Below are 24,386 nucleotides of genomic sequence, written 5' to 3'. Positions count from 1 at the left end.
CCTTTTTTGACTGGCAATTTGCATATGAAACCGATCCAAGTAGGCCTTATGGGCATTGGCACCGTGGGCAGCGGCACCTTCAACGTGCTGCAGCGCAATCAGGGCGAGATTCGCCGCCGCGCAGGCCGCGGGATTGAAATTACCATGGTTGCCGACTTGGACATGGAGCGTGCGAAGAGCGTGGTCGGCGGCGCGGCGCGCGTGGTCAAGGATGCGCGCGAGATCATCGCCAACCCCGAGATCGACGTGGTGGTCGAGCTGATCGGCGGCTACGGCATCGCCAAGCAGCTGGTGCTCGAAGCCATTGCCGCGGGCAAGCATGTGGTCACGGCCAACAAGGCGCTGCTGGCGGTGCACGGCACCGAGATCTTCCAGGCCGCGGCCGACAAGGGCGTGATGGTGGCCTACGAGGCGGCGGTCGCCGGCGGCATCCCGATCATCAAGTCGCTGCGGGAGGGCCTGACGGCCAACTCCATCCAGTGGCTGGCCGGCATCATCAACGGCACGACCAATTTCATCCTGTCCGAGATGCGCGACAAGGGCCTGGACTTCGACGTGGTGCTCAAGGAAGCGCAGCGCCTGGGCTATGCCGAGGCCGACCCGACCTTCGACATCGAGGGCGTGGACGCGGCGCACAAGGTCACGCTGATGAGCGCGATCGCCTTCGGCATTCCCGTGCAGTTCGACAAGGCCTATGTCGAGGGCATCACCGGCCTGGCCGCAACCGACATCCGCTACGCCGAGCAGCTGGGCTACCGCATCAAGCTGCTGGGCATCACCAAGCGCACCGACAAGGGCGTCGAGCTGCGCGTGCACCCCTCGCTGGTGCCCTCCAAGCGCCTGATCGCCAACGTCGAGGGCGCGATGAACGCCGTGGTCGTGCATGGCGACGCCGTCGGCACGACGCTGTACTACGGCAAGGGCGCGGGCTCCGAGCCCACGGCCAGCGCGGTGGTCGCCGACCTGGTCGACATCGCGCGCCTGGCGGACGCCGAGGTCGCGCACCGCGTGCCGCCGCTGGCCTTCCAGTCGCATACGCTCGAAGGCGCGATGGGCAGCCTGCCGGTGCTGCCGATGAGCGAGGTCGTGACCAGCTACTACCTGCGCCTGCGCGTGTCGGATGAAGCCGGCGTGCTGGCCAAGGTCACGGGCCTGCTGGCCAATGCGGGCATCAGCATCGATGCCGTGCTGCAGCGCGAGGCCGACGAGGTCGGCGGCGAGGGCTCGACCCAGACCGACCTGATCATCCTCACGCACGAGACGCGCGAAGGCAACATGGACGCGGCGCTGGCCGAGATCCAGGCGCTGCCCACCGTGCTCGCCAAGATCAACCGCATCCGCAAGGAAGAGCTGAACTGAAGGCCCCGCCCATGCTGTACCTCTCCACCCGCGGCTATCCCGAGCGCAAGCGCTTCTGCGACATCCTGCTCGAGGGCCTGGCGCCCGATGGCGGCCTGTACCTGCCCGAGCACTATCCGCAGATCGATGCGGCCCAGCTCGGCGAGCTGCGCCGCGTCTACCACGAGCAGGGCTATGCCGAGCTTGCGTTCCGCATCCTGTCGCTGTACATCGACGACATCCCGGCCGAGGACCTGCGCGCGCTGTGCGCCAAGACCTATACGGCCGAGGTCTTCGGCACCGGCGAGATCGTGCCGCTGCGCCATGTCGAGGATGGACTGTGGCTCGAGGCCCTGTCCAATGGCCCGACGCTGGCCTTCAAGGACATGGCCATGCAGCTGCTGGGCAACCTGTTCGAGTACGAACTGGGCCGCCGCGGCGAGACGCTCAACATCCTGGGCGCGACCAGCGGCGACACCGGCAGCGCCGCCGAATACGCGATGCGCGGCAAGCAGGGCGTGCGCGTCTTCATGACCAGCCCGCACGGCCGCATGAGCGCCTTCCAGCAGGCGCAGATGTTCAGCCTGCAGGACGAGAATATCCACAACATCGCCATCGAGGGCGTGTTCGACGACTGCCAGGACATCGTCAAGGCGGTCTCGGGCGACCATGCGTTCAAGGCGCGCTACAAGATCGGCACCGTCAACTCGATCAACTGGGCGCGGCTGCTGGCCCAGGTGGTGTATTACTTCGCCGGGTACCTGCAGGCGACGCAGAGCGACGACCAGAAGGTCAGCTTCAGCGTGCCCAGCGGCAACTTCGGCAATGTCTGCGCGGGCCACGTGGCGCGCCAGATGGGCCTGCCGATCGCGAAGCTGGTGGTGGCAACCAACGAGAACGATGTGCTCGACGAGTTCTTCCGCACCGGCGTCTACCGCGTGCGCGGCAGCGCCCACACCTACGAGACCTCGAGCCCGTCGATGGACATCAGCAAGGCCAGCAATTTCGAGCGCTTCGTGTTCGACCTGCTGGGGCGCGACGCCGAGCGCACGCGCCAGCTGTTCGCCGAAGGCGTGGCGCGCGACGGCTTCTTCGACCTGAGCGCCGATCCGCTGTTCGCCCAGGCCGCAGCGCACTACGGCTTCGTCAGCGGCAAGAGCACCCATGCCGACCGTCTGGCGACGATCCGCGATGTCGCCGAGCGCTTCGGCATGGTGATCGACACGCACACCGCCGACGGCGTCAAGGTGGCGCGCGAGCACATGGGCAAAGAGCCGATGATCGTGCTGGAGACCGCGCTGCCGATCAAGTTCGCCGAGACCATCCAGGAGGCGCTGGGCCACCTGCCCGAGCGCCCGGCGAAGTTCATCGGCATCGAGGACTTGCCGAAACGCGTGCAGCGCATGCCTGCCGATGTGGAGCAGGTCAAGGCTTACATCGCAAAACACTGCGACGCGGCCTGATGCGATTGCAAGGCCGGAGCCTGCCATGAAGGTGGTTGGCTTTGCGGGCTATTCGGGTGCGGGCAAGACCACGCTGGTCGAGCAGGTCATTGCGCTGCTGCGCGCGCGTGGCCTGCGCGTCTCCGTGGTCAAGCATGCGCACCACCGCTTCGACGTCGACCGGCCGGGCAAGGACAGCTGGCGCCACCGCCAGGCCGGTGCCTTCGAGGTGCTGGTGGTGTCGGACCAGCGTCTGGCATTGATGCGCGAATTCGAGCAGCCCGGCGCGCCGGACATCCATGCGATGCTTGCCGAGCTCGATGCGGGCGTGGACTGGGTGCTGGTCGAGGGCTTCAAGCACGGCGATCTGCCGAAGATCGAGGTCTGGCGCGCACCCGCGGCGGGCGAGGAAGCCCGTCCCCTGCGCTGCACCGGGGACCCTGGCGTGCTGGCGCTGGCGACCGACGATCCCGCGCTGCTCCCCGCGGCGGTGCCCGCGCAGCTGCCGCTGCTGGATCTGAACCAGCCCGGGGCCGTGGCCGAATGGCTGCTGGCCGATGGCGCACGCTTCGAATACCGGCATCCACACCAAGAAAGCTGATATGCGCGATTCCCTGACTTCCCTTGATTCCGCGCTGGCCTCGCTGCTGGCCCAGGCGCAGCCGCTTGCGGGCAGCGAGCAGGTCAGCACCTTCGATGCCGACGGCCGGGTGCTGCTGGCGCAGGCGGTGTCGCCGCTGCAGGTGCCGCCGCACGACAACAGCGCGATGGACGGCTATGCCGTGCGCAGCTGCGATGTGGCCGCCAGCGGCACGCTGCTGCCGGTATCGCAGCGCATTGCCGCAGGCCAGATGGGCCAGCCGCTGGCGCCGGCCAGCGCCGCGCGCATCTTCACCGGCGCGCCGCTGCCCGCGGGCGCCGATGCGGTGGTGATGCAGGAGGACTGCGAGGCGCTGGAGAACGGGCAGGTGCGCATCCACAGCGTGCCCAAAGCCGGCCAATGGGTGCGCCGCGCGGGCGACGACATCGTGCGCGGCGCGGTGGTGCTCGAAGCCGGCACGCGGCTCACCCCAGCCGAGCTCGGGTTGGCAGCCAGCATCGGCCTGGCGCAGCTCGAAGTCGCACGGCGTCCGCGCGTGGCGCTGTTCTCGACGGGCGACGAGCTGGTCATGCCCGGCAGCGTGCGCCCCGAAGACATGCCTCCCGGCGCGATCTACAACAGCAACCGCTTTTTCCTGCGCGCGATGCTGCAGCGCCTGGGCTGCGAGGTCACCGATCTGGGAATCGTGCCCGATGAGCGTGAGGCGACGCTGGCGGCGCTGCGCGATGCGGCCGGCGCGCATGATCTGATCCTGACCAGCGGCGGTGTGTCGGTGGGCGAGGAAGACCATATCAAGCCCGCGGTCGAGCAGCTGGGCCGGCTCGATCTGTGGAAAATCGCCATCAAGCCGGGCAAGCCCTTTGCCTATGGCCGCGTGGGCGAGGCGCATTTCATGGGGCTGCCGGGCAATCCGGTGTCGAGCTTTGTCACCTTCTTGCTGCTGGTGCGTCCGTTCCTGCTGCGCCTGCAGGGCGTGGCCGACGTGGCGCCGCGCGGCATCGCGGCGCGCGCCGACTTCGACTGGCCGCGCGGCGACCGCCGGCGCGAATTCCTGCGCGTGCGCTACAACGAGGCGGGCGGACTGGAGCTGTTCCGCAACCAGACCTCGAACCTGCTGACCTCGGCGGCCTGGGGCAATGGCGTGGTCGACAACCCGCCGGACAACGCGATTGCGCGCGGCGATACGGTGCGTTTCCTGTCCTTTGCGGATCTGCTGGCATGAACACTGCAATCAACATCAACGTGCGTTATTTCGCCTCGATCCGCGAAGCGCTGGGCACTGGCAGCGAAAGCTGCAGCACCACGGCGAGCACGCTGGGCGCGCTGCGCGACGAACTGATCGCGCGCGGTGGCGCGTACGCCCAGGCGCTGGCGCGCGGCAAGGCGGTGCGCATGGCGCACAACCAGCTGCTCAGCGATGAGTCCGCGGCGCTGGCCCAAGGGGACGAGGTCGCGTTCTTTCCGCCCGTTACCGGAGGCTGAGCATGGCCAAGGATTCCACCGTGAGCGAGCGCACCCGCGCCGCCCTGGCCCAGGCCAAGGCGCGCGGCGTGGTGCTGGGCAGCGCCGGGGCGCGCAATCTGCAGGCGACGCTGGAGAAGCGCACGGCTTCGGCCGATGCGTTTGCTCGGCTTCAGCAGCCGGTATTTGCGGAACTACAGGCGCTGGGGATGACGCATCGGGAGATGGCGGCCGAGCTCAACCGGCGCGGGATTGCTGCGGCGCGGGGAGGGGAATGGACGCATGGGCAGGTGCAGAGGATGTTGAATCGGCTGGCGGGGGCGGGGCAGGGGTGAAGCTGTGATCAGAACTTGAGGACAGGCCGCTCATCCTTCGACAAGCTCAGGACGAACGGGAATACCAAAGCAGGCGCGCAGTATTCAACCGCTTGATCAGGGCGAACGTACTACCAAAGCAGACGCGCCGGTATTTAACCGTTCGTCCTGAGCCTGTCGAAGGATGGACGGCCAGTCCTATAGAACCCCGGTCAACTTCATCCCTGCGCACCCTCATCATCCCCCAACGCCGGACATTTCCACTCCAGCATTTCCGCCAGCCTCTGCACCACCCACCCCGCTTCGGCGGCATTGAGCAGCGTGTCGTCCGCGCGCAGTCCGGCATGGATCCCCAGCAGCACGCCAGCCTCGGAAGGCGCCTCGCGGTGATAGAGGATCTGCGCCTGCTCCACCAGATGGCTGGCGAGGTCTTCGCAGAGCTCGTAGCGTGCCAGCACTTCGGCGGCTGGCGTGCGCAGGCGGCCGCTGCGGTCGGCGTAGAGCGCCGCGAAGCTCGGCGCCACGGTCAGTTGGTTGCCTTCGGACATGGGCTCAGTCGGGCGTGAAATTTTTCTCGAAGTGGATGGCGTCATCCACGAGCTCGAAGGTCACGAGCTGTCCCATCTTTCCGTCCTTGAGCCGGCAGGCGGCAAACAGGCTGTGCTTGCCCTTGAGCTCGAAGCTCGGCAGGTCGATCAGCGCATAGGGGTGGGGCACGAAGACTTCGTACTCGAACACCACGCGGTGCAGGTTGCGCGGCGACGGGAAAAGCTTGTAGTGGCTGGTGGTGATTGCAAGAGTGGCCATGGGAGGGGGGTAAAGTACGCGCCAATGCTAACGAAAAGCGCATTTGCGTTTTGACTACGAGAGGGCGCCATGGCGCACAACAAGAACGAATGGGCCAACAAGGTGTTTGGCCTGATCCGCGCGGGCAATGCCGGCGCCGCATCGGCACAGATCAAGGTGGCGCCGACGGTGGCCGATCTCAAGCGCCTGCAGGTCCTGGTCAAGGGCCTGCCGGACAACAAGGAAAACCGCCAGCTGGCCACCGTGGTCGAGGAAGAGCTGGCGCTATTGTCGGCCCCGCGGCTGCACCGTGCACCATGAGGGTCATGCGGCATGTCGCGGTGCAGACCGCGGATTTCGACACCAGCGCCGAGCTGGCCGCCTTGCGCGCGTCTGACGCACGCGTGGGGGCGGTCTGCTGCTTCGTCGGCTGCGTGCGCGACCGCAACGAAGGCGATGAGGTGGCGTCGATGGAGCTCGAGCACTATCCGGGCATGACCGAGGCTTCGATCGCGGCGATCGTCGACCAGGCCGTGGAGCGCTTCGGCATCCACGGCGCGCGCGTGATCCACCGCGTGGGCCTGCTGCAGCCGCTGGACCAGATCGTGTTCGTGGCCGTGAGCGCGGCGCACCGCGGCGCGTCTTTCCAGGCCTGCGAGTTCATCATGGATTACCTCAAGACCCAGGCGCCATTCTGGAAGAAGGAGCAGACGCCCGAGGGCGCGCGCTGGGTGGACGCGCGGGTTTCGGACGACGCCGCGCTGGCGCGCTGGCAAGCTGGCGCCTGAACGCGGCGCAGGGCGCGCGGTTGCGCCCTTGTCTGGCAGCGGGATGCGCCTCTTTGGCTTGAAATGGGCAGCGACATGCCCCACCTGTGGAGCAATTCGGAGGTTTTCCCGCCATGCGTATCGACAAGTTCACCACCAAATTCCAAGAAGCCCTGGCCGACGCCCAGTCGCTCGCGCTGGGCAACGACCACTCCAATATCGAACCCCTGCACCTGCTGCAGGCCCTGCTGCAGCAGGACGACGGCCCGCGCTCGCTGCTGCAGCGTGCCGGCGCCAATGTCGCTGCCCTGCAGGCGGCGGTGCAGAAGGCCGTGCAGGACCTGCCCAAGGTCCAGGTGCAGGACCAGGTTCAGGTCGGCTCCGACCTGGGCCGGCTGCTGCAGGCCACCGAGAAGGAGGCCATCAAGCGCGGCGACCAGTTCATCGCCAGCGAGATGTTCCTGCTGGCGCTCAGCGACAGCAGCACGCGCGCTGGCCAGCTGCTCAAGGAGAACGGCCTGTCGCGCAAGAGCCTGGAGTCGGCCATCGAAGCCGTGCGCGGCGGCCATGGCGTGGACAGCGCCGAGGCCGAGGGCCAGCGCGAGGCGCTCAAGAAATACACGCTGGACCTGAGCGAGCGCGCGCGCAGCGGCAAGCTCGACCCGGTCATCGGCCGCGACGAGGAGATCCGCCGCGCGATCCAGGTGCTGCAGCGGCGCAGCAAGAACAATCCGGTGCTGATCGGCGAGCCCGGGGTGGGCAAGACGGCGATCGTCGAAGGCCTGGCGCAGCGCATCCTGGCCGGCGAGGTGCCCGAGAGCCTGAAGAACAAGCGCGTGCTGTCGCTGGACATGGCGGGGCTGCTGGCGGGCGCGAAATACCGCGGCGACTTCGAGGAGCGGCTCAAGGCGGTGCTCAAGGAAGTCAGCCAGGAGGAAGGCCGCGTCATCCTGTTCATCGACGAGATCCACACCATGGTCGGCGCCGGCAAGGCGGACGGCGCGATGGACGCGGGCAACATGCTCAAGCCGGCGCTGGCGCGCGGCGAGCTGCACTGCATCGGCGCGACCACGCTCGATGAATACCGCAAGTACATCGAGAAGGACGCGGCGCTCGAGCGGCGCTTCCAGAAGGTGCTGGTCGACGAGCCCAGCGTCGAGGACACGATCGCCATCCTGCGCGGCCTGCAGGTCAAGTACGAGGCGCACCACGGCGTCGACATCACCGACCCGGCGATCGTCGCCGCGGCCGAGCTGAGCCATCGCTACATCACCGACCGCTTCCTGCCCGACAAGGCCATCGACCTGATCGACGAGGCCGCGGCCAAGATCAAGATCGAGCTCGATTCCAAGCCCGAGGTGCTCGACCGCCTCGACCGGCGCATGATCCAGCTGAAGATCGAGCGCGAGGCGATGAAGAAGGAAAAGGACGAATCCTCGCAGAAGCGCCTGGCGCTGATCGAGGAGGACCTGGGCAATCTCGAGCGCGAATATGCCGACCTCGAGGACATCTGGAAGAGCGAGAAGGCCAGCGCCCAGGGCTCGGAGCAGATCCGCAAGGACATCGACCAGATCCACATCCAGATCGAGGAGCTCAAGCGCAAGGGCGACTTCAACAAGGTCGCCGAGCTGCAGTACGGCCGGCTGCCGGCGCTGGAAAAGCAGCTGCATGAAGTGCAGGAAAGCGAGGCCGGCTCCGATGGCGCGCCCGCGCACCGGCTGATGCGCACGCAGGTCGGCGCCGAGGAGATCGCCGAGGTCGTGAGCCGCGCCACGGGCATTCCCGTGGCCAAGATGATGCAGGGCGAAAAGGACAAGCTGCTGCAGATGGAAGCCAAGCTGCACGAGCGCGTGGTCGGCCAGGAGGAAGCGATCGCGGCCGTGGCCAATGCCATCCGGCGCTCGCGCTCGGGCCTGTCCGATCCGAACCGCCCGACCGGTTCCTTCCTGTTCCTGGGCCCGACGGGCGTGGGCAAGACCGAACTGTGCAAGGCGCTGGCAGGATTTCTGTTCGACAGCGAAGACCATCTGGTGCGCGTCGACATGAGCGAGTTCATGGAAAAGCACTCGGTGGCGCGGCTGATCGGCGCGCCGCCGGGCTACGTGGGCTACGAGGAGGGCGGCTACCTCACGGAAGCCGTGCGCCGCAAGCCCTACAGCGTGCTGCTGCTCGACGAGATCGAGAAGGCCCATCCGGACGTGTTCAACGTGCTGCTGCAGGTGCTGGACGATGGCCGCCTCACGGACGGCCAGGGGCGCACCGTGGACTTCAAGAACACGGTGATCGTCATGACCAGCAACATCGGCTCGCCGCTGATCCAGGCCATGGCCGGTGAAGATGCCAGCGACATCAAGGATGCGGTCTGGGGGGAACTAAAAAACCATTTCCGACCCGAATTCCTCAACCGCATCGACGAGACCGTCGTGTTCCATGCGCTGGATGCGAAGAACATCGCCTCGATCGCCCGGATCCAGCTGCGCCTGCTCGAGAATCGGCTGGCGAAGATGGACCTCACGCTCGAGGTCTCCAGCCAGGCGCTCGACGAGCTGGCCAAGGTCGGCTTCGATCCGGTGTTCGGCGCGCGGCCGCTCAAGCGTGCGATCCAGCAGCGCATCGAGAATCCGCTGTCGAAGCTGCTGCTCGAAGGGCGTTTCCCGCCCAAGAGCGTGATTGCGGTGAGCGTCGATCCGGTGCTGGAGCCGGGCGTGTTCCAATTTGCATTGTCTGACCCGGGTTGAGAATTCCGGGCCGCGAGAAAGGCTGAGTTTTGAATGATTTCCTGACCCTGCTGGTGCGCTGGTCGCTGCGCCTGGTCATGCTGGTTGCCGCGACCGTGTTCTTCCTGTGCCTGCTGGCGGCTGCCAGCCTGCTGGCCCTGGTCTGGGGCGCGCGTGCGCTGTGGGCCAGGCTCACCGGCCGGCCGGTCGCACCCTGGGTCATGGGCGTGAATCCGCGTGCGGCCTGGAGCTCGGTCTACCGCTCGCGTGCCGCCTGGCCTGCTTCAGGTGCAGATGCCAAGGCCGAAGAGGAGACTCCGCGCCATCGCGGCGGCTTCCTGCGCAGCAATGCCGAAGTCGTCGACGTGCAACCGCGTGAGGTCCGCGAGCATTGATGTGCCGCTGCGTTGGGGTGGGGCGATGAGGGTGTCCGGTTGCCGTTTTTGTGAATTGTGATGAATCCAGCCGATCTCCATCGTTTGTTCGAAGCCCAGCACCAAGCCAGCCGGTCCCAGGTCGAGGTACCGCTGCTGGTGCGGCGCGAGCGTCTGCTGCGCATGCGCAAGATGCTGGATGAACATGGGTCGGTCCTGGCGGCCGCGGTGCAGGCCGACTTCGGCATGCGCTCGCCGCGGCTGACCGAGGTCGCGGATCTGCTGGTGCTGCGCAATCTGCTGAACCAGTGCCTGCGCCGGCTCGCGCGCTGGATGCGGCCGCAGCGCGTGCGCACGCCGCTGTACCTGCTGCCGGCGCGCGCGCGCATCGAGCGCCAGCCGCTGGGCGTGGTGGGCGTGATTTCCCCCTGGAACTATCCCGTGCAGCTGGCGCTGGCGCCGGCCATCACCGCGCTGGCCGCAGGCAACCGCGTCATGCTCAAGCCCAGCGAGCTCACGCCGCATACCTCGGCGCAGCTCGCGGCGCTGGTGGCGCAGTTCTTTGCCCCCGATGAATTCTGCGTGGTGCAGGGCGACGTCAATGTCGCCACCCAGTTCTCCGGCTTGCCTTTCGATCATCTGGTGTTCACCGGCTCCACGGCCGTGGGGCGGCGCGTGGCGCAGGCCGCGGCCGTGCATCTGACGCCCACCACGCTCGAGCTCGGCGGCAAGTCGCCCTGCCTGGTCGACGAGAGCTGCGACCTGGCCGATGCCGCGCTGAAGATCGCGCATGGCAAGCTGTTCAATGCCGGCCAGACCTGTGTCGCGCCCGACTACCTGCTGCTGCCGCGCGGACGCGAGCAGGCCTTTGCCCAGGCCTACCGCGAGGCCGTGGCGAAGCTCTATCCCACCATCGTCGGCAACCCCGACTACGCCGCGATCCTGACCAAGCGCCATCTGGCGCGGCTGCGCCAGATGCTGCGCCAGGCCCAGTCGCTGGGCGCGCGCATCGAGCTCATGGGCGCGGCGCAGGCCCAGCCCGGCGAGGCCGCGGCCAGCCTATGGAGCGATGCGGCCGAGCGCCAGATGCCGCCGGCGCTGGTGTTCGGCGCGACCTCGGAGATGCAGCTGATGCAGGAGGAGATCTTCGGCCCGATCCTTCCCGTGATCACCTACGAGCGCCTGGACGACGTGGTGGCGGCGCTGAATGCCGGACCCCGGCCCCTGGCCTTGTACTGGTTTGGCAGCGATGAAAATGTGCGGGACGGTATACTTCGGCGCACTGTCAGCGGCGGGGTGACGGTCAACGACACCCTGATGCATGTAGCGCACGAGAACCTGCCGTTTGGCGGGATCGGCGACAGCGGCTGGGGGGCGTACCACGGGGAGCAGGGCTTCCTGCGGTTCAGCCACCAGAAGTCGGTGTTGCTGCAGTCGCGCTGGTCCCTGGGAGCGTTGTTCCATCCTCCCTACGGGCCCCGGCTTGACCGGTTGATGGGACTGTTGCGGCGCTGGTCATAGCGTCTGTGCAGTCTGCGTCATTCGCATTGGTTCAGGCCCGAGCAAGGTATTTTTGTCACCATCCATCGAACGTTGATTTGCCGGGTCCGATCCGGGCCGGCGCCGGTGTCCGCCCTTCATGGGGCGTTATCACATCGGCTTTGTCTGGGCAAGATGCTTCGGACAGCCGTACTTGCGTGAATGGCTACAGCTTCACGCCTCCGGGCAAAAAAACGTTTGCGGTGACAATTCCGCTTTTCCCCATTTTCACCTGTTTTCGTTTCGGTATTTCCATGTCCAGTTTCCAGGTTCGTCCCGCCACGCTTCGCGATGCCAAGGCCATTGCACAGATCCATACCGCTTCCGCCCTGGAGGCCTATAGAGGGCTGGTTCCTGACGATCAATTGAAATCCATGTCGTCGGTTGAAAAGCGCCAGGCGTACTGGCGCGAAGCCATCGAATACTGCGAGCCCCAGGTCCAGGTTGCCATCGATGGCGACAAGATCGTGGGTTTCGTCGGCTTCGACCGCTCGCGCGATGAGAAGTCCCGCCCGACCACCGGCGAGATCTGGGCCATCTACGCGGCCCCCTCGCACTGGGGCCAGGGCGTGGGCGTGACCCTCTGGGACGCGGCCCGCGACGGCCTCGCCGAAGAGGGCTGCACCAACGTCACCGCCTGGGTGCCGCTGCGCAACGAACGCGCGCTGCGCTTCCACGAGATGGCTGGTTTCAAGCGCGAGATGTCCACCGCCAAGACCAACATCATCGGCGGCATCAAGATCGAAGAAGTGCGCCTGAAGCGCCCCTTGAACTGAAGGCCCCGATGCTGCATTGGCGTGAAAAGAATCAGGAGCGCAGCGCTGTCTGGCGCTCCGAAAGCGGTCTCGCGGCGCCCCGCAAGGTGGTGATCGCCGACGACACCCTGTCCGCCGATGCGGCGCACCGCCTGGCCTGCGAGGGGACCTCGCTGCTGTGGCGCGGCGACTTCCAGAACGCGCGGCTGTTGCTGCAGGCGCTGATGCGCCGCCAGGAGCGCGATCCGCGCAAATCCTCGGCCAAGGCGCGGCACCAGAAGCGCCAGGCGGCGCAAAGGCAGGAACTGCTGCCCGAGGAGAGTTTCCCGCATGCGTTCCACCTGCACCGCCAGGCCCAGGCGCAGCGCGCGCGCGTGCTCTCGAGCATCCTGATCGAACTGCAGCCCGACTATGTGATCAGCCTGCGCCGCGCGCCTGATCTGCGCCTGCCTATCACCGAGGGCTGGGGCGCTCCGGAGAAACTCGACCAGACCATCGTCACCCCGCTGCGCGAGCTGCTGGGCTTGGTGGGCGCGCATGAATGGCGCAAGAAGGGCGTGGAGGTCGAGGCGCTGGGCGTGGCGCCGAACAACCGCATCCACCCGCACTACGCGGTCTTCTCGCCGGTGCGCGCCGAATACGTGGGCCTCGTGGCCGAAGCGCCGCTGCCGCCGGGTGCGCAGGCACTGGCCTATGACATCGGCGTGGGCACTGGCGTGCTGACGGCCGTGCTGTCGCGCCGCGGTGTCAAGCGCATCGTCGCCACCGACATGTCGCCGCGCGCCATCGACTGCGCACGCGAGAACCTCGAGCGCCTGGGTTGCCTGAACAAGGTCGAGCTGCTGCAGACCGACCTGTTTCCGGCCGGCCGCGCGCCGCTGGTGGTCTGCAACCCGCCATGGGTGCCGGCCAAGCCGAGCTCGGCGCTGGAGCACGCGATCTACGACCAGGACAGCCGCATGCTGCGCGGTTTCCTGGCGGGCGTGTCGGAGCATCTGACGCCCGATGGCGAAGCCTGGCTGATCCTGTCGGATCTGGCGGAGCACCTGGCGCTGCGCAGCCGCGAGGAGCTGATGGGCTGGATTGAGGCCGCGGGCCTGAAGGTCGTCGGGCGCCTGGACGCCAAGGCGAGCCATGGCAAGGTGGCGGACACCACCGACGCGCTGCACGCGGCGCGCGCGGCCGAAGTGACTTCGCTGTGGCGGTTGGCGGTGCAATAGGACGTACGCTGTCATTGACCGAAAAAGCCGGCGCTTCGGATGGAGGCGCCGGCTTTTTTAATTCTCATGGGACTCGAGACTCCAGTCCGGCACCAGAGGGACCAGTTGCTGGCTTAACTGCGCAGCACGCTGCGCACCTGCATGGGTAGCCACGGCATTGAGCAGTTGGTCGCAGACGCTGCGCAGCGCCTGCCCATCGCGCGCCTCGCGCAGCGCCTGGCGCAGTTGCTCGGCCAGGGCCTGCTGGCGGTGGGCGAACAGGCGCTCGACCATGTCGAAGAGATACATGCGTGTGCCGGCCAGCGTCATGCTGGCGGGCGCCGCTGCCGGGGCCATGGAGGGGGCTGGGCAGGATGTTGAAGCGTCCGTGGTGCGCGACGCCAGATAGCCGGTATGCAGCAGCTGCGCCACCAGGGCCTCGCCCTGGCCGTGGTACATCTGCGCCAGCTGCGGATAGGGAGTGCCTTCGGCCAGCAGCAGCAGTGAGCGCTGGCGCAGGTTCAGGCTGCGCGAACCGGGCGCGAGTTCCTGGTGGGCTTTGGGCGTCTTGTAGAGCAGCATGGGCAGTAGCCCATTGCACCTGCGGCAAATGACATGGCTGTGACGCGCCTGGCGGCGCACGGCGACAATGCGGGTCGAATCAGTGTGAATGCGGAAATTTCTATGACAAATCGGGTGGGTGGACGTGGGCAAGGCCTGGGCGCGCGCGGGGAGGGGACATGAAGCTGCTGCTCGCGCCCATGGAGGGGCTGCTGGATTTCGTGCTGCGCGACGTGCTCACGCGCGTGGGCGGCGCCGACCGCTGCGTGAGCGAATTCATCCGCATCACCGGGACCGTGCTGCCCGACAAGGTGTTCCTGCGCACCATGCCCGAGCTGCGCAACGGCAGCCGCACGCTGGCCGGCGTGCCGGTGCGCGCGCAACTGCTGGGCTCCGACCCCGAGAGCCTGGCAGTGAATGCCGCCAACCTGGCGCGGCTCGGGCCCGAAGGCATCGACCTGAATTTCGGCTGCCCGGCCAAGGTGGTCAACCGCCATGGCGGCGGGGCGGCGCTGCTGCAGGACCCGGAACACATTGCACGCGTGGTCGAGGCCGTGCGCCGCGCGGTGCCGGCGCAGCTGCCGGTCTCGGCCAAGATGCGCCTGGGCTTCAACGACACCGGCCTGATGCGCGAGTGCGCGCAGGCCATGGAGCAGGGCGGGGCCTGCGAGATCGTCGTGCATGCGCGCACCAAGCTGGACGGCTACCGTCCGCCGGCCTATTGGGAGCTGATTCCGCGGATCCGCGAAGCCGTCGGTGTGCCGGTCATTGCCAATGGCGAGATCTGGACCGTGGAGGAGGCACTGCGCTGCCGCGCGCAATCAGGCTGCGACGACCTGATGCTCGGCCGCGGCATCGTCGCCGACCCGGGCCTGGCGCTGGCGATCCGTGCGGCGGTGGGGGAGGGCGTGCCGGCGCCCGTGGAAGTGAGCTGGCCTTCGCTGCTGCCGCAGATCGCGCGTTTCTGGGAGATGGTCTGCGAGGACCTCGAGCCGCGCCAGCGCGCCGGGCGGCTCAAGCAGTGGCTGAACCTGCTGCGCCGGCGCTATCCGGAGGCGGAAGTGGCGTTCCAGGAGGTGCGGGTGCAGACGGATCAGCGGGAGATCACGCAGTGGGTGGGCGAGTTGCCGGGGCGGTGGGGGTAGGTAGGGTGCCGGCGCGGTGGCGCCATAACCCAGGCTGCGCCCTGAAACGCCCTTCGACAAGCTCAGGGCGAACGGTATTGAAGCACTCTCGATCAGGGGAGCAGAGCGCTATTAACCGTTCGTCCTGAGCTTGTCGAAGGATGAATGGCCTGTCCTAGAGAGTCACAACAGGTGATCCGGCGCCAGCGGCCCCAACAACTGCAACAACCACCGCATCGGCAAGCTCACATCCGGCTCGTTGTGTGCATCCTCCAGTCCGCTGCCCTGCGGAGCACGCCACAACAGGCGCTTGCCATCGACCAGCTCCACCTTCCAGGCGCTTTGCGTCAGCGCGGCCTCGATGTTTTCCGTCGCCACGCGTCCCACCGACGGGCTGGCGATCAGCAGCGCGATCTCGGTATTGTGCAGTTGCGAGCGCAGGTCGAGATTCATGGAACCGATGGCGACCAGGCTGCCGTCGAGGATCAGCACCTTGGAATGCAGCATGGCGCGCGAGGCGCCCGGGCCGCTGCCCGAGGACAGGCTGTTGCGCAGGTCGGCGCTTTCGCTGCGCATCTCGTAGAGCTGCACGCCCATGGCCAGCAGTTCCTTGCGGTGGCGCGCATAACCGGCATGTGCCGCGGGAGCGTCGTTCGAGGCCAGCGAATTGGTCAGCACGCGCACGCGCACGCCGCGCTGCGTGGCTTTGGCAAAGGCCTGCTTCATGTCCTCGCCGGGCACGAAGTAGGGCGAGACGATCAGCAGGTCCTGGCGCGCACGCCCCATCATCGTCAGCAGGCCGTCGACCACGGTCTCCGCCTGCAGCTCGGCCGGTGCGATGCTGGCACCCTGGCGCACTGCCATCGTGCCGGTGCCCGGGCGCAGCCCTGGCGGCTCCAGCGGGAGGGCCGCGGGCGCTGGCTCCTCGGTGGTTGCGGGGCTGGGAGAAGCCTCGCGCGTGGCCGCGTTGGCGGTGCCTGGCGCCGCTGCGCCAGTCGCAGCGCCAGGGGTCGGGCCTTCGCCTTCCAGCGCGATCTTGGTGGGTTCGTCCGCCAGCACCACGGCCGGCGCCCAGACCCAGGGCGCCTGGTTCAGGTCCATGGGCTTCTGGTCCCAGATGGTCCTGGAATGCTGCGCCGAGGCACTGTCAGGCGCTGCGGGCGCGGCGCTGGCCTGCACCGCCTCCCGGGTCTTGGCCTGCTCCGCGCTTTCCATGCGCTCGAGCTTCTCGCGGCTGATCAGCGAGGACACGGGATAGGCGCGCTGGTCGTTCCAGTAGCTGTCGAAGCTGCGCGAGAGGTCGCGCACGATGGGGCCGGCCGCCATCACGTCCAGGTCGATGAAATTGCCGCTCTCGTGCTGGTCGAAGTAGGCATCGCCCAGATTGCGCCCGCCGGCAATGCCGATCACGTTGTCGGCGATGAACAGCTTGTTGTGCATGCGCTGCTGGGCCCGGTGGATGTCGGTCAGCGTGCTGAAGATCCGGCCCACGGTGGAGTTGCGCGGCCCGACCAGCGGGTTGAACAGGCGCATCTCGATGTTCGGCACGAAGCCCAGGCGCAGTACCTGGGCGTTGGTGCCCACGCTGTGGAAGTCGTCCAGCAGGATGCGCACGCGCACCCCACGCTCGGCGGCCGCCACCAGCTCGCGCAACAGGCGCCCGGAACTGGTGTCGGCATGGATGGCGTAGTACTGCAGATCGAGGGTTTTCTGCGCGCCTTCGATCAGCGCCAGCCGGCCGCCATAGGCCGCGGGCGCGCCGGACAGCAGCGTGAAGGCCGAGGGGTAGCGCGCCTTGTCGGCGGCATGCCGGTCGCGCACCCATTGGCCCAGCGCGGTCTGCGCGGGCTGCTCCAGGGCATAGGAGACGGGACGGTCGACATTCTGGGGCAGGCTGCCGCAGGCGTTCAGGCCGAAGCTCAGCAGCAGCACGCTGAGCATGCCGCGCCAGCGCAGGCCGCGGGCACGGGAGGACGGGGCCGACTGGTCTAGAAGGGCAGCAGGCATAGGAATAAAAGCAGCAGAGGGTGGGATGGAGAGCTAGCATCGAGCCAGCTCCGATAGCCCAGGTATATCTGCAGTCGCCACGCTTGCTTGTAAGACAACACTGGCTTGAGGGCAGCGCCAGCTTCCCGTCAGCGCGGTGTCAGGAGGACGCCGCGGGTCGGTCCATCATGCGGCCGACATAGCGCGCGATCAAATCGATCTCGAGGTTCACCTGCGAACCGGGCACGAGCACGCCCAGCGCGGTGTTCTCGACGGTATGCGGGATCAGGTTGATGCTCAGCTCGCAGCCATCGGCCTGGTCGTGCACGCGGTTGACGGTCAGGCTCACGCCGTTGACGGTGATCGAGCCCTTGTAGGCCACATAGCGCGCCAGATCGGCGGGCGCGAGGATGCGCAGCTCCCAGCTCTCGCCCAGCTGGGCGAAGTGGGTCACGCGGCCCAGGCCATCCACGTGGCCGCTCACCAGGTGCCCGCCCAGGCGGTCGTGGGCCTGCAGCGCCTTCTCGAGATTGACCGGCCCGGTCTGCGCCAGGCCCGTGGTCTTGTCGAGCGACTCGGCCGACACGTCGACGGTGAAGCTGCCCGCGACCTTGTCGAAGCTGGTGACGGTCATGCAGGCGCCGTTGAGCGCGATGCTGTCGCCCAGGCCCACATCGTCGAGGTAGCCCGCAGGCGTTTCAATGACCAGGCGCTTGCCGTGGGCCGGGGTGTCGCCAAGCGACTGCACGGCGGCGATGCGCCCCATGCCGGTGATGATTCCAGTAAACATGGGCTCGATTGTCGCAGGTGGAAAAAGGCCAGGTTCAGAATGCGGAGCGCTGCGCGAAGCGTGCGCACACGCGGATGTCGGGGCCTGTCGGGGTGACATCGTGGAACACGAGTTCCGGCCCGTCGGCCAGCGCCGTCAGCGGCCCGATATGGCAGATGCCGCGGCCCGAGCCCAGCAGCTTGGGCGCGAGATACAGCAGCAGTTCGTCGACCAAGCCCTCGCGCATCAGGGAGCCATTGAGCTGGTAGCCGGCCTCCACATGCAGCTCGTTGATGCCGCGCCGGCCCAGGTCGCGCAGCATGGCCGCGAGGTCGACCTTGCCCTGGGCGTTGGGCAGGTGCACGACCGTGGCGCCCACTGCCTGCAGCGCCTGCGCCCTGGCGGCGCTGTCGCTGGCGGTGTAGATGAGGCAGTTGCGCCCGGGCACGAACAATTTGGCGTCCAGCGGCGTCTGAAGCCGGCTGTCGACGATGACCACATGCGGCTGGCGCGGTGTGGATACGTCGCGCACATCGAGGCGCGGGTCGTCCTGCAGCACGGTGCCTATGCCGGTGAGCACGGCGCAGGCCTGGGCGCGCCAGGCGTGGCCGTCGGCGCGCGCCTGCGGGGACGTGATCCACTGGCTCTCGCCGTTGGCCAGCGCCGTGGTGCCGTCCAGCGAGGCGGCGGCCTTCATGCGCACCCAGGGGATGCCGCGCACCATGCGGCTGAAGAAGCCGATATTGAGCTCGCGCGCCGCGTCGGCGCCAGGACCGATCTCGACGGACACGCCCGCGGCGCGCAGCCGCGCGAAGCCCTGGCCCGCGACCAGCGGGTTGGGATCTTCCAGCGACGCCACGACGCGGCCGATGCCTGCCGCCACCAGCGCGTCGCAGCAGGGTCCGGTGCGGCCGTGGTGGGCGCAGGGCTCGAGCGTCACGTAGGCGGTGGCGCCCTGCACGGCATGGCCCCGGGCTGCGGCATCGCGCAGCGCCATCACCTCGGCATGCGGGCCGCCGGCCTGCTGGGTATGGCCCTGGCCAAGCACCGTGTGGCCGTCGGGGGCCACGATGACGCAGCCGACGCGCGGATTGGGATTGCTCAGGAAAAGCGCCTGGGCGGCTTGCGCCAGCGCCTGCTGCATAAAGTCGGGAGTGGCCGTCATGTGGCCGCCATACTAGCGCAGAAGGAGGGGCCTCAACGGTTCCAGCAGTCGGCGGAAGTCGCCCCGCCGCTCAGGCCGGTGTTGTCGCGCACGCCGTTGTGGGTCAGGGTGAAGGCGCCGCAGCGGTCGCCGGCCTGGGCGTTTTGCGGGGTGGCAGTGAGCGTGAAGCCGGTGGCGGTGCCGGCCAGCGCGATGGCATAGCGGCCCGAGGGCACGCTGCGCAGCGCGGTGGGAAAGAAGTTGGCGTTGCCGGTGTTGGCGGCAGTGGGGTAGACGCCCGTGACGGTGGCGGCGCGCTCCATCCATTGCGCGGCCTGCAGCAGCCCGGCCCGGGCCTCGGAGCGCGCGCCGCGGCGCACGTATTCCTGGTAGCTGGGAATGGCGATGGCCGCCAGGATGCCGACGATCGCCACCGCGATCATCAATTCGATCAGTGTGAAGCCGCGCGGAATTTTCTTGGGCATGGATCGGATCTTCATTTGAAAATTGCGGCGCATCAGCGCAGCTGGCGCCAGCTCGGGCGCAGCGGTTGTTCGGGCAGCTTGGCCAGTTGGTCGACGGTGCCGTCCGCGCCGGTGCGGATCTCCTGGCCGCGGCTGCTGACGCGGCTTTCCTTGGTCGATGCGGTCATGCGCGAGACGCCGCGGTCGCTGGTGCTGTTGTACACGCCGTCGCCGTTGGTGTCGGCCAGCTGCACGCTGGGTTTCCTGCCGTCCATGATGTTGAGGAAGGTGCGGTACAGGCGCGGCACGCTGGACGCGGGTGCGCAGCTTTCCTCGAGCACGCTGGTGCCCGAGCCCGGCACTTCGGTGATCACCTCCAGGATATTGCTGCCGTCGAAGAAAGACGGGCTTTCCAGCAGCCGTTCGCCGGTGTCGGGTAAATGCAGATACCAACCGCGGCGCGCATTGCTGCCGGTGTAGGACACCGGGTTCTGGCTCACGGTGTAGAAGGTGCGCGTGCTGCTGGCACCGCTGCCGGCAATGGCCGTGGCCGACACGGTCTGCTGCTGCAGGTTGCCCACTCCCGTGCCCAGGGGCTGGGGCTGGCCGCTGGTGGTGTCGACCGTGACGCGGCCGGAGACGATGCGGTAGAGCGTGGTGTCGAGCAGCGAGTAGATGCTCTGCACCGAGACATCGGTGCGGTCGCCCTCGGTGATGTTGCGGCCCGTGCCGAAGGCCACCATCAGGCCCACGCCGCCACGGTCGTTGGGGCGCACCACGGGCGCGGCGGTGATCGGCTGCGCGCTGCTGGCATTGCCCGAGGTATAGACCGCGGTGTAGAAGGGCCGGCCGCTGAAGGCCACGTTCCACAGCGCGGCGTCGGCCGCGCCGATGTCGAACTTCCACAGGTTGCCGCGCAGGTCGCCGGCATAGACGACGTCGGGCGTGCCGTTGCCGTCGATATCGACCAGCTGCGGCGCCGACAGGCCGTTGCTCGTGGCGTTGGCGCCGCTGCTGGCGGCCACGATGGTCCGGAGCTCGCGCGCGCCGTCGAGGTACTGGAGCAGCAGCACCGGCCGCTCGTTGAGGCTGTTGTAGCCGTTGCCCAGGACCACCGCCCAGCGGCCGTTGTTCAGGCGCACGACCTGGCTCGCCCGCTGCGGATTGTTGTCCTCGGTGTCCGGCGCCGCGAAGATATGGCCGATGTCGGCGGCCTCGCCAGTGGTGATGTCGCTGGCGGCGGCGGTCTTGTCCATGACCACCAGGCTGGCGGCATTGGCGGCGGTGAAATTGCTGGCCACGGCCGTGGTGCCGGTCGTGGCGGTGCTGCCCGGGCGCGTAACGTCGAGCACGAAATAGCCCCGGCCGCCCGCGCCCAGCGTGCCGATCAGCAGCGTGCGCCAGTCGGGCGTGGTGGCCGTGCCCCAGTTGACGTCGCCGCTGAAGGGCGAGCCGTCGACGTAGTAGCGGTGGCTGTAGCCGGGGAGCGACAGGTCGTTGAGGTTGCCGATCACGCCCTTGGGCACATAGGCGATCCTTTCCGTGCCGTCGAGCGCGGAAAAGCCATGCAGCATGCCGTCGTTGCCGCCCACATAGATCATGGGCAGGCGCGCCGCGTACCGGGTGGCGAAGGCGCGGTAGTTGTCGAAGGAGTAGTTGCTCACGGGCGTGCCCACGTACCACAGCGCCGAGTTGACGATGTCGCCCTGGCGCGAGCTGCGCTGGCGGAAGGGCTTGGCGGTGGTGCCGCCTTCGAGCGTTCGGTCGCCGCGCAGGAAATTGACGCGGCTGGTGGCCACGCTGTCGGTCTCCAGCACGTTGAGCTTGAACTGGGCCTTCTGCGCCAGGCTCAGGTTGGCCCAGCGGAACTCCACGCCAGCGTTGGTGTCGTTGCGCATGCTGAGGATCAGGCGCGTGTCGACGCTGCTCAGTGCATCGAGCTTGTCTGCGGTGGTCACCGCGGCGGCGGCGCCGGTGACGCCGGGCTTGAGGCCCCAGGCCGCATTGGGCGTGGCGGCGGCCGTGCCCTGGGCCAGCGTGTCGGAGCGCACGTAGCCGCTCCAGCCATCGGCGTTGTAGCCCGACGAGTACTGCGAGGTGCCGGCGCGCGTCACCGAGGCGGAGGCGCTGGTGAAGCTGGTGATGGGGGTGGAGCTGTCCTCGACGATGGTGCTGACGATTTCCTTGAAAGCGCGCGTGAGGTCGTCGGCGGTGGGCGCGGGCGTGAACTTGCCGCGCCCGTTGAGCGCCGCATGCCACAGCTCGATGCGCCGGCCGTTGTCCTTGGCGGTGGCGCCATACCCGGTGCTGCCGTCGCAGGCGCTGTTGCCGCTGCCGGTGTTGCCGCTGCCGCACAGCGGCGAGGGCCAGCTGAGGTCGCCGGTGATCAGGCGGTTGATTTCGCCCGAGTAGTTGTCGGTGCCGAACACCGGGCTGCCGCTCCAGGCCGAGGCACCGCTGCCGAAGCCGATGGTGTAGGTCGTCATGTGCTGCCAGGTGGCCGGGTTGTTCCTGGGATTCCAGAACTGCGGCAGCGTGGTGGTGCGCAGGCCGCTGCCCGAGCCGGAGGTGAAGGTCTCGTCGCCGCTTTTCCTGATCATCGGCTTGATTTCATTGGCAATGCCCGGCTGCAGGTCGGTGGCCCAGTAGTGGAAGGCCAGGTCCGACAGGGTGTTGAGCCCGTAGGTGGTCCGGGTCACGTCCCGGCACAGGATCAGCAGCGTGCATTCGCGCTCGACGGTCGTCGTGGTGTTGAAGCCCCAGTCGTCGCGGTACAGGCGCGAGGTGGCGGCGGCGGGGTCGTACACGGTCTGCCCGTCGCCGAGCGTGGTGCGCGTGTTGTCGAGGTTGCCGATGCCGCCGATGGCCTGGTAGGCGGTCTGGTCCCGGTCGGCATCGACGTGCTGCGCGGTGTTCGTGGTGCCGCTGTTCCAGGCGCCGTCCGTCATGAAGATATGGTAGGAGCGGCGGCAGCTGATGATCGGCGCTTCCTTGGTTCCCGGGTCGGCGGCCCAGGGGCTGTTGATGCCCAGGTCGGTGCGCTTGAGGTAGTCGCCGGCGTTCCTGACCATGCGGTGCGAGGGCGTGCCGCCCGAAGCGTTGAGCGTCTCGACCCAGTTCAGGAAATTGGTGCGGTGCGTGCCCCTGAGGCTCTTGAGCGCGTTGTTGCAGGTGAGGGTGCTCAGCGGAACGTTGTTGCAGGCGCTGTTCATCGACTGCCAGCTCAGGCGGATCAGCCCGTCGGCGACGTTCTCCTCGGAAAAGGTCTGGCGCAGCGCGGCCTTGAGCGTGGCGATGCCCGAGGCGCCCATGCTGCCCGAGTCATCGACCGACACGATGACGTTGGGCGCGGGCTCGCGGCTGGCGGTGCCGGCCGGGTACTGCACCAGGCTCCACTGCGCGGCCAGCGCGGGCGCGGCCGGCAGTGCGGCAAAGGCTGCCAGCAGCAGGGCCCTGAGAAATAGCGCGGTCTTTGCCATGCCTGCTCCGTCAATCCTTGAGTTTCTGCCGCGCCAGCGTCGACTGCAGCACCACCTGCGTGCTGGGCTTGAGCCCCTGGGCCACGGCGGTGATGCGGTAGACCACCGCCGGGTTCAGGTTGAGCTCGAGCTTGGCGGCGCCGCCGAGGTTGGTGATCAGGCCGCTGCCGCTGCTCGCGTAGGGCAGCACCTCGACCCAGTACCACCCGCCCTGGCCCGCGGCCGTGGTCTGCAGGATGGGGTTGCTCAGGTCCTTCTTGAGCGCGCCGGTGAACTCGCCGTAGCGCGCGCCCACGCCGTCGGCGCGCATCTGCGCCAGCAGCGCGCTGTCGTTCCAGAAATCCTGCTTGCCGGTGCGCTTGGCGCAGATGCCCTGCAGGCAGGGCACGTTGGGCCGCGCCTCGAGCACGGCCAGCAGGCCCACGATGTCCTTTTCCTCGTCGACGAACCAGACGCTGGCCGTGCGCCGGCAGACCTTGCCGTCGGCGCTGCTGGGCTGGCACACGCTGCCGTCGGCGTTCTGCCCGAGGATGTCGAGCTCCGCGTCCTGCAGCAGCGCCTGCGCGGCCTCGAAGGTGCGCTGGTAGTCGGCATCGTTGCCGACGATCAGCTCGTTGAACAGCGCCGTGCGCGCGGCCCACACGGCCATCAGCATCGTCAGCAGCACGATCACGATCACGATCAGCAGCGACATGCCGCGCTCGCGCTGGTGGCGGCGCCGCCTCATGGCTGCACCCCGCTCGGCCGGCCCTGGCTGCGGATCTGGTAGGTGCTGCGCAGCACCATGCGCAGCCGCGTGCCGCGCGCCACGCTCTGGTTGGCGCAGTTCAGGTAGAGCTGGCCGCTTTCGGGCAGGTTCTCGCTGCCCTCCATTTCCAGGCAGACCTCGATGGCCTGGATGCGCGGCCACTCGGCGGCGGTGAGCGAGTCGGCCGTGCGGTAGCGCATGGCCGGGCTGCCGAAGCTGCCGGTCTGCTCGACGAAGCGCACGCGGAAATCGGCCACGTTCTCGATCACCGGTTGGGTGATGCCGTCGCTGCCCTTGCATTCGAGCTCGCCGCTGGTCGCGCCTGCGGCCTTGTCCAGCGAGAAGCCGCTGCGGATGACGCTGGCATCCTTGCCCTGGCCCAGGCAATCGCGGAACTGCGATTGCGGCGTTGCGCTGCCCACCACCTCCTCGGTGTAGTTCTGGTAGGCCAGCGTGAGCTGGTCCTCGGATGCGCTGGGGGTGTCGCGGCCGCTCACGGTGGTCATGCCGGCCGGCAGTTCGAAGGCGACCGGGTCGGCAAGGTCCACGGCCTGGGCGCTGTCCTTGGCATAGGCCAGGTTCAGCCGCAGCGAACCCGCCTGTCGCGCCTGCTGGCCGATGGTGCGCAGGGCCTGTGCCGCCTGCTGCTGCAGCTGGCTGGCCTCGCTGGTCGTGCCCGACACCTGGCGCGAGATCATCAGCGTGCCGATGGCCACCGTGATGGTCATCAGGCCGATGGTCAGGCCGACCAGCAGTTCGAGCAGGGTCAGGCCCCGCTGGCGCCGCTTCGAGTGGAGTGCAGGCGTGCGGCGCATGGC

24 protein-coding genes are annotated in these 24,386 nt (G+C 68.0%); 14 read left to right on the top strand and 10 right to left on the bottom strand.

The annotated features are described in order from the left end of the window. The first annotated feature begins 24 nt into the window (after positions 1-24). Genes M9799_RS04105 through M9799_RS04080 form a run of 6 tightly spaced genes read left to right on the top strand, consistent with a single transcriptional unit; the run spans position 25 to position 5,177 of the window. Positions 25-1,359, top strand: a complete 1,335-nt coding sequence (locus M9799_RS04105) for a homoserine dehydrogenase (protein WP_231044029.1) — start codon at positions 25-27, stop codon at positions 1,357-1,359. A gap of 11 nt (positions 1,360-1,370) precedes the next feature. Beyond that, the gene (gene thrC / locus M9799_RS04100) at positions 1,371-2,801 is read left to right on the top strand and encodes a threonine synthase (protein ID WP_231044030.1); all 1,431 of its coding nucleotides are present in this window, start codon (positions 1,371-1,373) and stop codon (positions 2,799-2,801) included. Positions 2,802-2,826: 25 nt separating this feature from the next. Continuing rightward, positions 2,827-3,381, top strand: coding sequence for a molybdopterin-guanine dinucleotide biosynthesis protein B (gene mobB / locus M9799_RS04095; RefSeq protein WP_231044031.1), 555 nt, complete (start codon positions 2,827-2,829; stop codon positions 3,379-3,381). 1 nt (position 3,382) lies between these two features. Further along, positions 3,383-4,603 carry a molybdopterin molybdotransferase MoeA gene (locus M9799_RS04090; protein WP_231044032.1) on the top strand — a complete coding sequence of 407 codons (1,221 nt, stop codon included), beginning with the start codon at positions 3,383-3,385 and terminating at the stop codon, positions 4,601-4,603. Positions 4,604-4,611: 8 nt separating this feature from the next. Continuing rightward, the gene (gene moaD, locus M9799_RS04085) at positions 4,612-4,863 is read left to right on the top strand and encodes a molybdopterin converting factor subunit 1 (protein ID WP_231044225.1); all 252 of its coding nucleotides are present in this window, start codon (positions 4,612-4,614) and stop codon (positions 4,861-4,863) included. A 2-nt stretch (positions 4,864-4,865) separates the two neighbouring features. Then, on the top strand, positions 4,866-5,177 hold the full coding sequence (locus tag M9799_RS04080) for a recombinase family protein (RefSeq protein ID WP_231044033.1): 312 nt from the start codon (positions 4,866-4,868) through the stop codon (positions 5,175-5,177). Positions 5,178-5,374: 197 nt separating this feature from the next. On the opposite strand, the gene M9799_RS04075 is transcribed toward M9799_RS04080, so the two are convergent. Both M9799_RS04075 and M9799_RS04070 read right to left on the bottom strand, forming a co-directional pair. Next, positions 5,375-5,704, bottom strand: a complete 330-nt coding sequence (locus M9799_RS04075) for a hypothetical protein (RefSeq protein ID WP_231044034.1) — start codon at positions 5,702-5,704, stop codon at positions 5,375-5,377. A 4-nt stretch (positions 5,705-5,708) separates the two neighbouring features. Further along, on the bottom strand, positions 5,709-5,963 hold the full coding sequence (locus tag M9799_RS04070) for a hypothetical protein (protein ID WP_231044035.1): 255 nt from the start codon (positions 5,961-5,963) through the stop codon (positions 5,709-5,711). Between the two features lie 69 nt (positions 5,964-6,032). Between M9799_RS04070 and M9799_RS04065 the strand changes: the two genes are divergently transcribed. The 7 genes from M9799_RS04065 to M9799_RS04035 all read left to right on the top strand — a co-directional run bounded on the left by M9799_RS04065 (position 6,033) and on the right by M9799_RS04035 (position 13,314). Beyond that, positions 6,033-6,263 carry a hypothetical protein gene (locus M9799_RS04065; protein ID WP_231044036.1) on the top strand — a complete coding sequence of 77 codons (231 nt, stop codon included), beginning with the start codon at positions 6,033-6,035 and terminating at the stop codon, positions 6,261-6,263. 5 nt (positions 6,264-6,268) lie between these two features. Further along, positions 6,269-6,730, top strand: coding sequence for a molybdenum cofactor biosynthesis protein MoaE (locus M9799_RS04060; protein ID WP_377007314.1), 462 nt, complete (start codon positions 6,269-6,271; stop codon positions 6,728-6,730). A 113-nt stretch (positions 6,731-6,843) separates the two neighbouring features. Then, positions 6,844-9,447, top strand: a complete 2,604-nt coding sequence (gene clpB, locus M9799_RS04055) for an ATP-dependent chaperone ClpB (protein WP_231044038.1) — start codon at positions 6,844-6,846, stop codon at positions 9,445-9,447. Positions 9,448-9,476: 29 nt separating this feature from the next. Beyond that, positions 9,477-9,821: a hypothetical protein gene (locus tag M9799_RS04050; protein WP_231044039.1), complete on the top strand. Its 345-nt coding sequence runs from the start codon at positions 9,477-9,479 to the stop codon at positions 9,819-9,821. Between the two features lie 60 nt (positions 9,822-9,881). Next, positions 9,882-11,321 (top strand): coniferyl aldehyde dehydrogenase, encoded by a 1,440-nt coding sequence (locus M9799_RS04045; RefSeq protein WP_231044040.1) that lies wholly within the window; start codon positions 9,882-9,884, stop codon positions 11,319-11,321. Positions 11,322-11,593: 272 nt separating this feature from the next. Beyond that, on the top strand, positions 11,594-12,115 hold the full coding sequence (locus M9799_RS04040) for a GNAT family N-acetyltransferase (protein WP_231044041.1): 522 nt from the start codon (positions 11,594-11,596) through the stop codon (positions 12,113-12,115). An 8-nt stretch (positions 12,116-12,123) separates the two neighbouring features. Beyond that, positions 12,124-13,314 carry a methyltransferase gene (locus M9799_RS04035; protein WP_231044042.1) on the top strand — a complete coding sequence of 397 codons (1,191 nt, stop codon included), beginning with the start codon at positions 12,124-12,126 and terminating at the stop codon, positions 13,312-13,314. 57 nt (positions 13,315-13,371) lie between these two features. Here the strand turns inward: M9799_RS04035 and M9799_RS04030 are convergent, their stop codons facing one another. Next, a complete protein-coding gene (locus tag M9799_RS04030) occupies positions 13,372-13,875 on the bottom strand; it encodes a hypothetical protein (RefSeq protein ID WP_231044043.1) in 504 nt (167 codons plus the stop codon). 158 nt (positions 13,876-14,033) lie between these two features. Here M9799_RS04030 and M9799_RS04025 point away from each other — a divergent pair, with 158 nt between their 5' ends. Beyond that, a complete protein-coding gene (locus M9799_RS04025; RefSeq protein WP_231044044.1) occupies positions 14,034-14,999 on the top strand; it encodes a tRNA dihydrouridine synthase in 966 nt (321 codons plus the stop codon). Positions 15,000-15,161: 162 nt separating this feature from the next. On the opposite strand, the gene M9799_RS04020 is transcribed toward M9799_RS04025, so the two are convergent. The 7 genes from M9799_RS04020 to M9799_RS03990 form a co-directional block, all read right to left on the bottom strand. Next, positions 15,162-16,985, bottom strand: a complete 1,824-nt coding sequence (locus M9799_RS04020) for a phospholipase D family protein (RefSeq protein WP_377007307.1) — start codon at positions 16,983-16,985, stop codon at positions 15,162-15,164. A gap of 139 nt (positions 16,986-17,124) precedes the next feature. Then, the gene (locus M9799_RS04015; protein WP_231044045.1) at positions 17,125-17,754 is read right to left on the bottom strand and encodes a riboflavin synthase; all 630 of its coding nucleotides are present in this window, start codon (positions 17,752-17,754) and stop codon (positions 17,125-17,127) included. A gap of 34 nt (positions 17,755-17,788) precedes the next feature. Continuing rightward, positions 17,789-18,898, bottom strand: a complete 1,110-nt coding sequence (ribD, locus tag M9799_RS04010) for a bifunctional diaminohydroxyphosphoribosylaminopyrimidine deaminase/5-amino-6-(5-phosphoribosylamino)uracil reductase RibD (RefSeq protein ID WP_231044046.1) — start codon at positions 18,896-18,898, stop codon at positions 17,789-17,791. Positions 18,899-18,930: 32 nt separating this feature from the next. Then, the gene (locus M9799_RS04005; RefSeq protein ID WP_231044047.1) at positions 18,931-19,362 is read right to left on the bottom strand and encodes a type IV pilin protein; all 432 of its coding nucleotides are present in this window, start codon (positions 19,360-19,362) and stop codon (positions 18,931-18,933) included. A gap of 32 nt (positions 19,363-19,394) precedes the next feature. Then, positions 19,395-22,820, bottom strand: a complete 3,426-nt coding sequence (locus tag M9799_RS04000; protein ID WP_231044048.1) for a pilus assembly protein — start codon at positions 22,818-22,820, stop codon at positions 19,395-19,397. Positions 22,821-22,830: 10 nt separating this feature from the next. Beyond that, entirely contained in the window at positions 22,831-23,547 is a 717-nt protein-coding gene (locus M9799_RS03995) for a pilus assembly PilX family protein (protein WP_231044049.1), read from the bottom strand. Continuing rightward, the gene (locus M9799_RS03990) at positions 23,544-24,383 is read right to left on the bottom strand and encodes a PilW family protein (protein WP_231044050.1); all 840 of its coding nucleotides are present in this window, start codon (positions 24,381-24,383) and stop codon (positions 23,544-23,546) included. Before M9799_RS03990 ends, M9799_RS03995 begins: the two co-directional genes overlap by 4 nt. Between the last annotated feature and the right edge of the window lie 3 nt (positions 24,384-24,386).

Origin of the sequence: Comamonas endophytica, assembly GCF_023634805.2 — a bacterium.
In the GTDB taxonomy this organism is placed as follows: domain Bacteria; phylum Pseudomonadota; class Gammaproteobacteria; order Burkholderiales; family Burkholderiaceae_C; genus Comamonas; species Comamonas endophytica.
The sequence above is the reverse complement of the archived record's forward strand: the minus strand, read 5'-3'. Positions and strand labels throughout refer to the sequence as shown.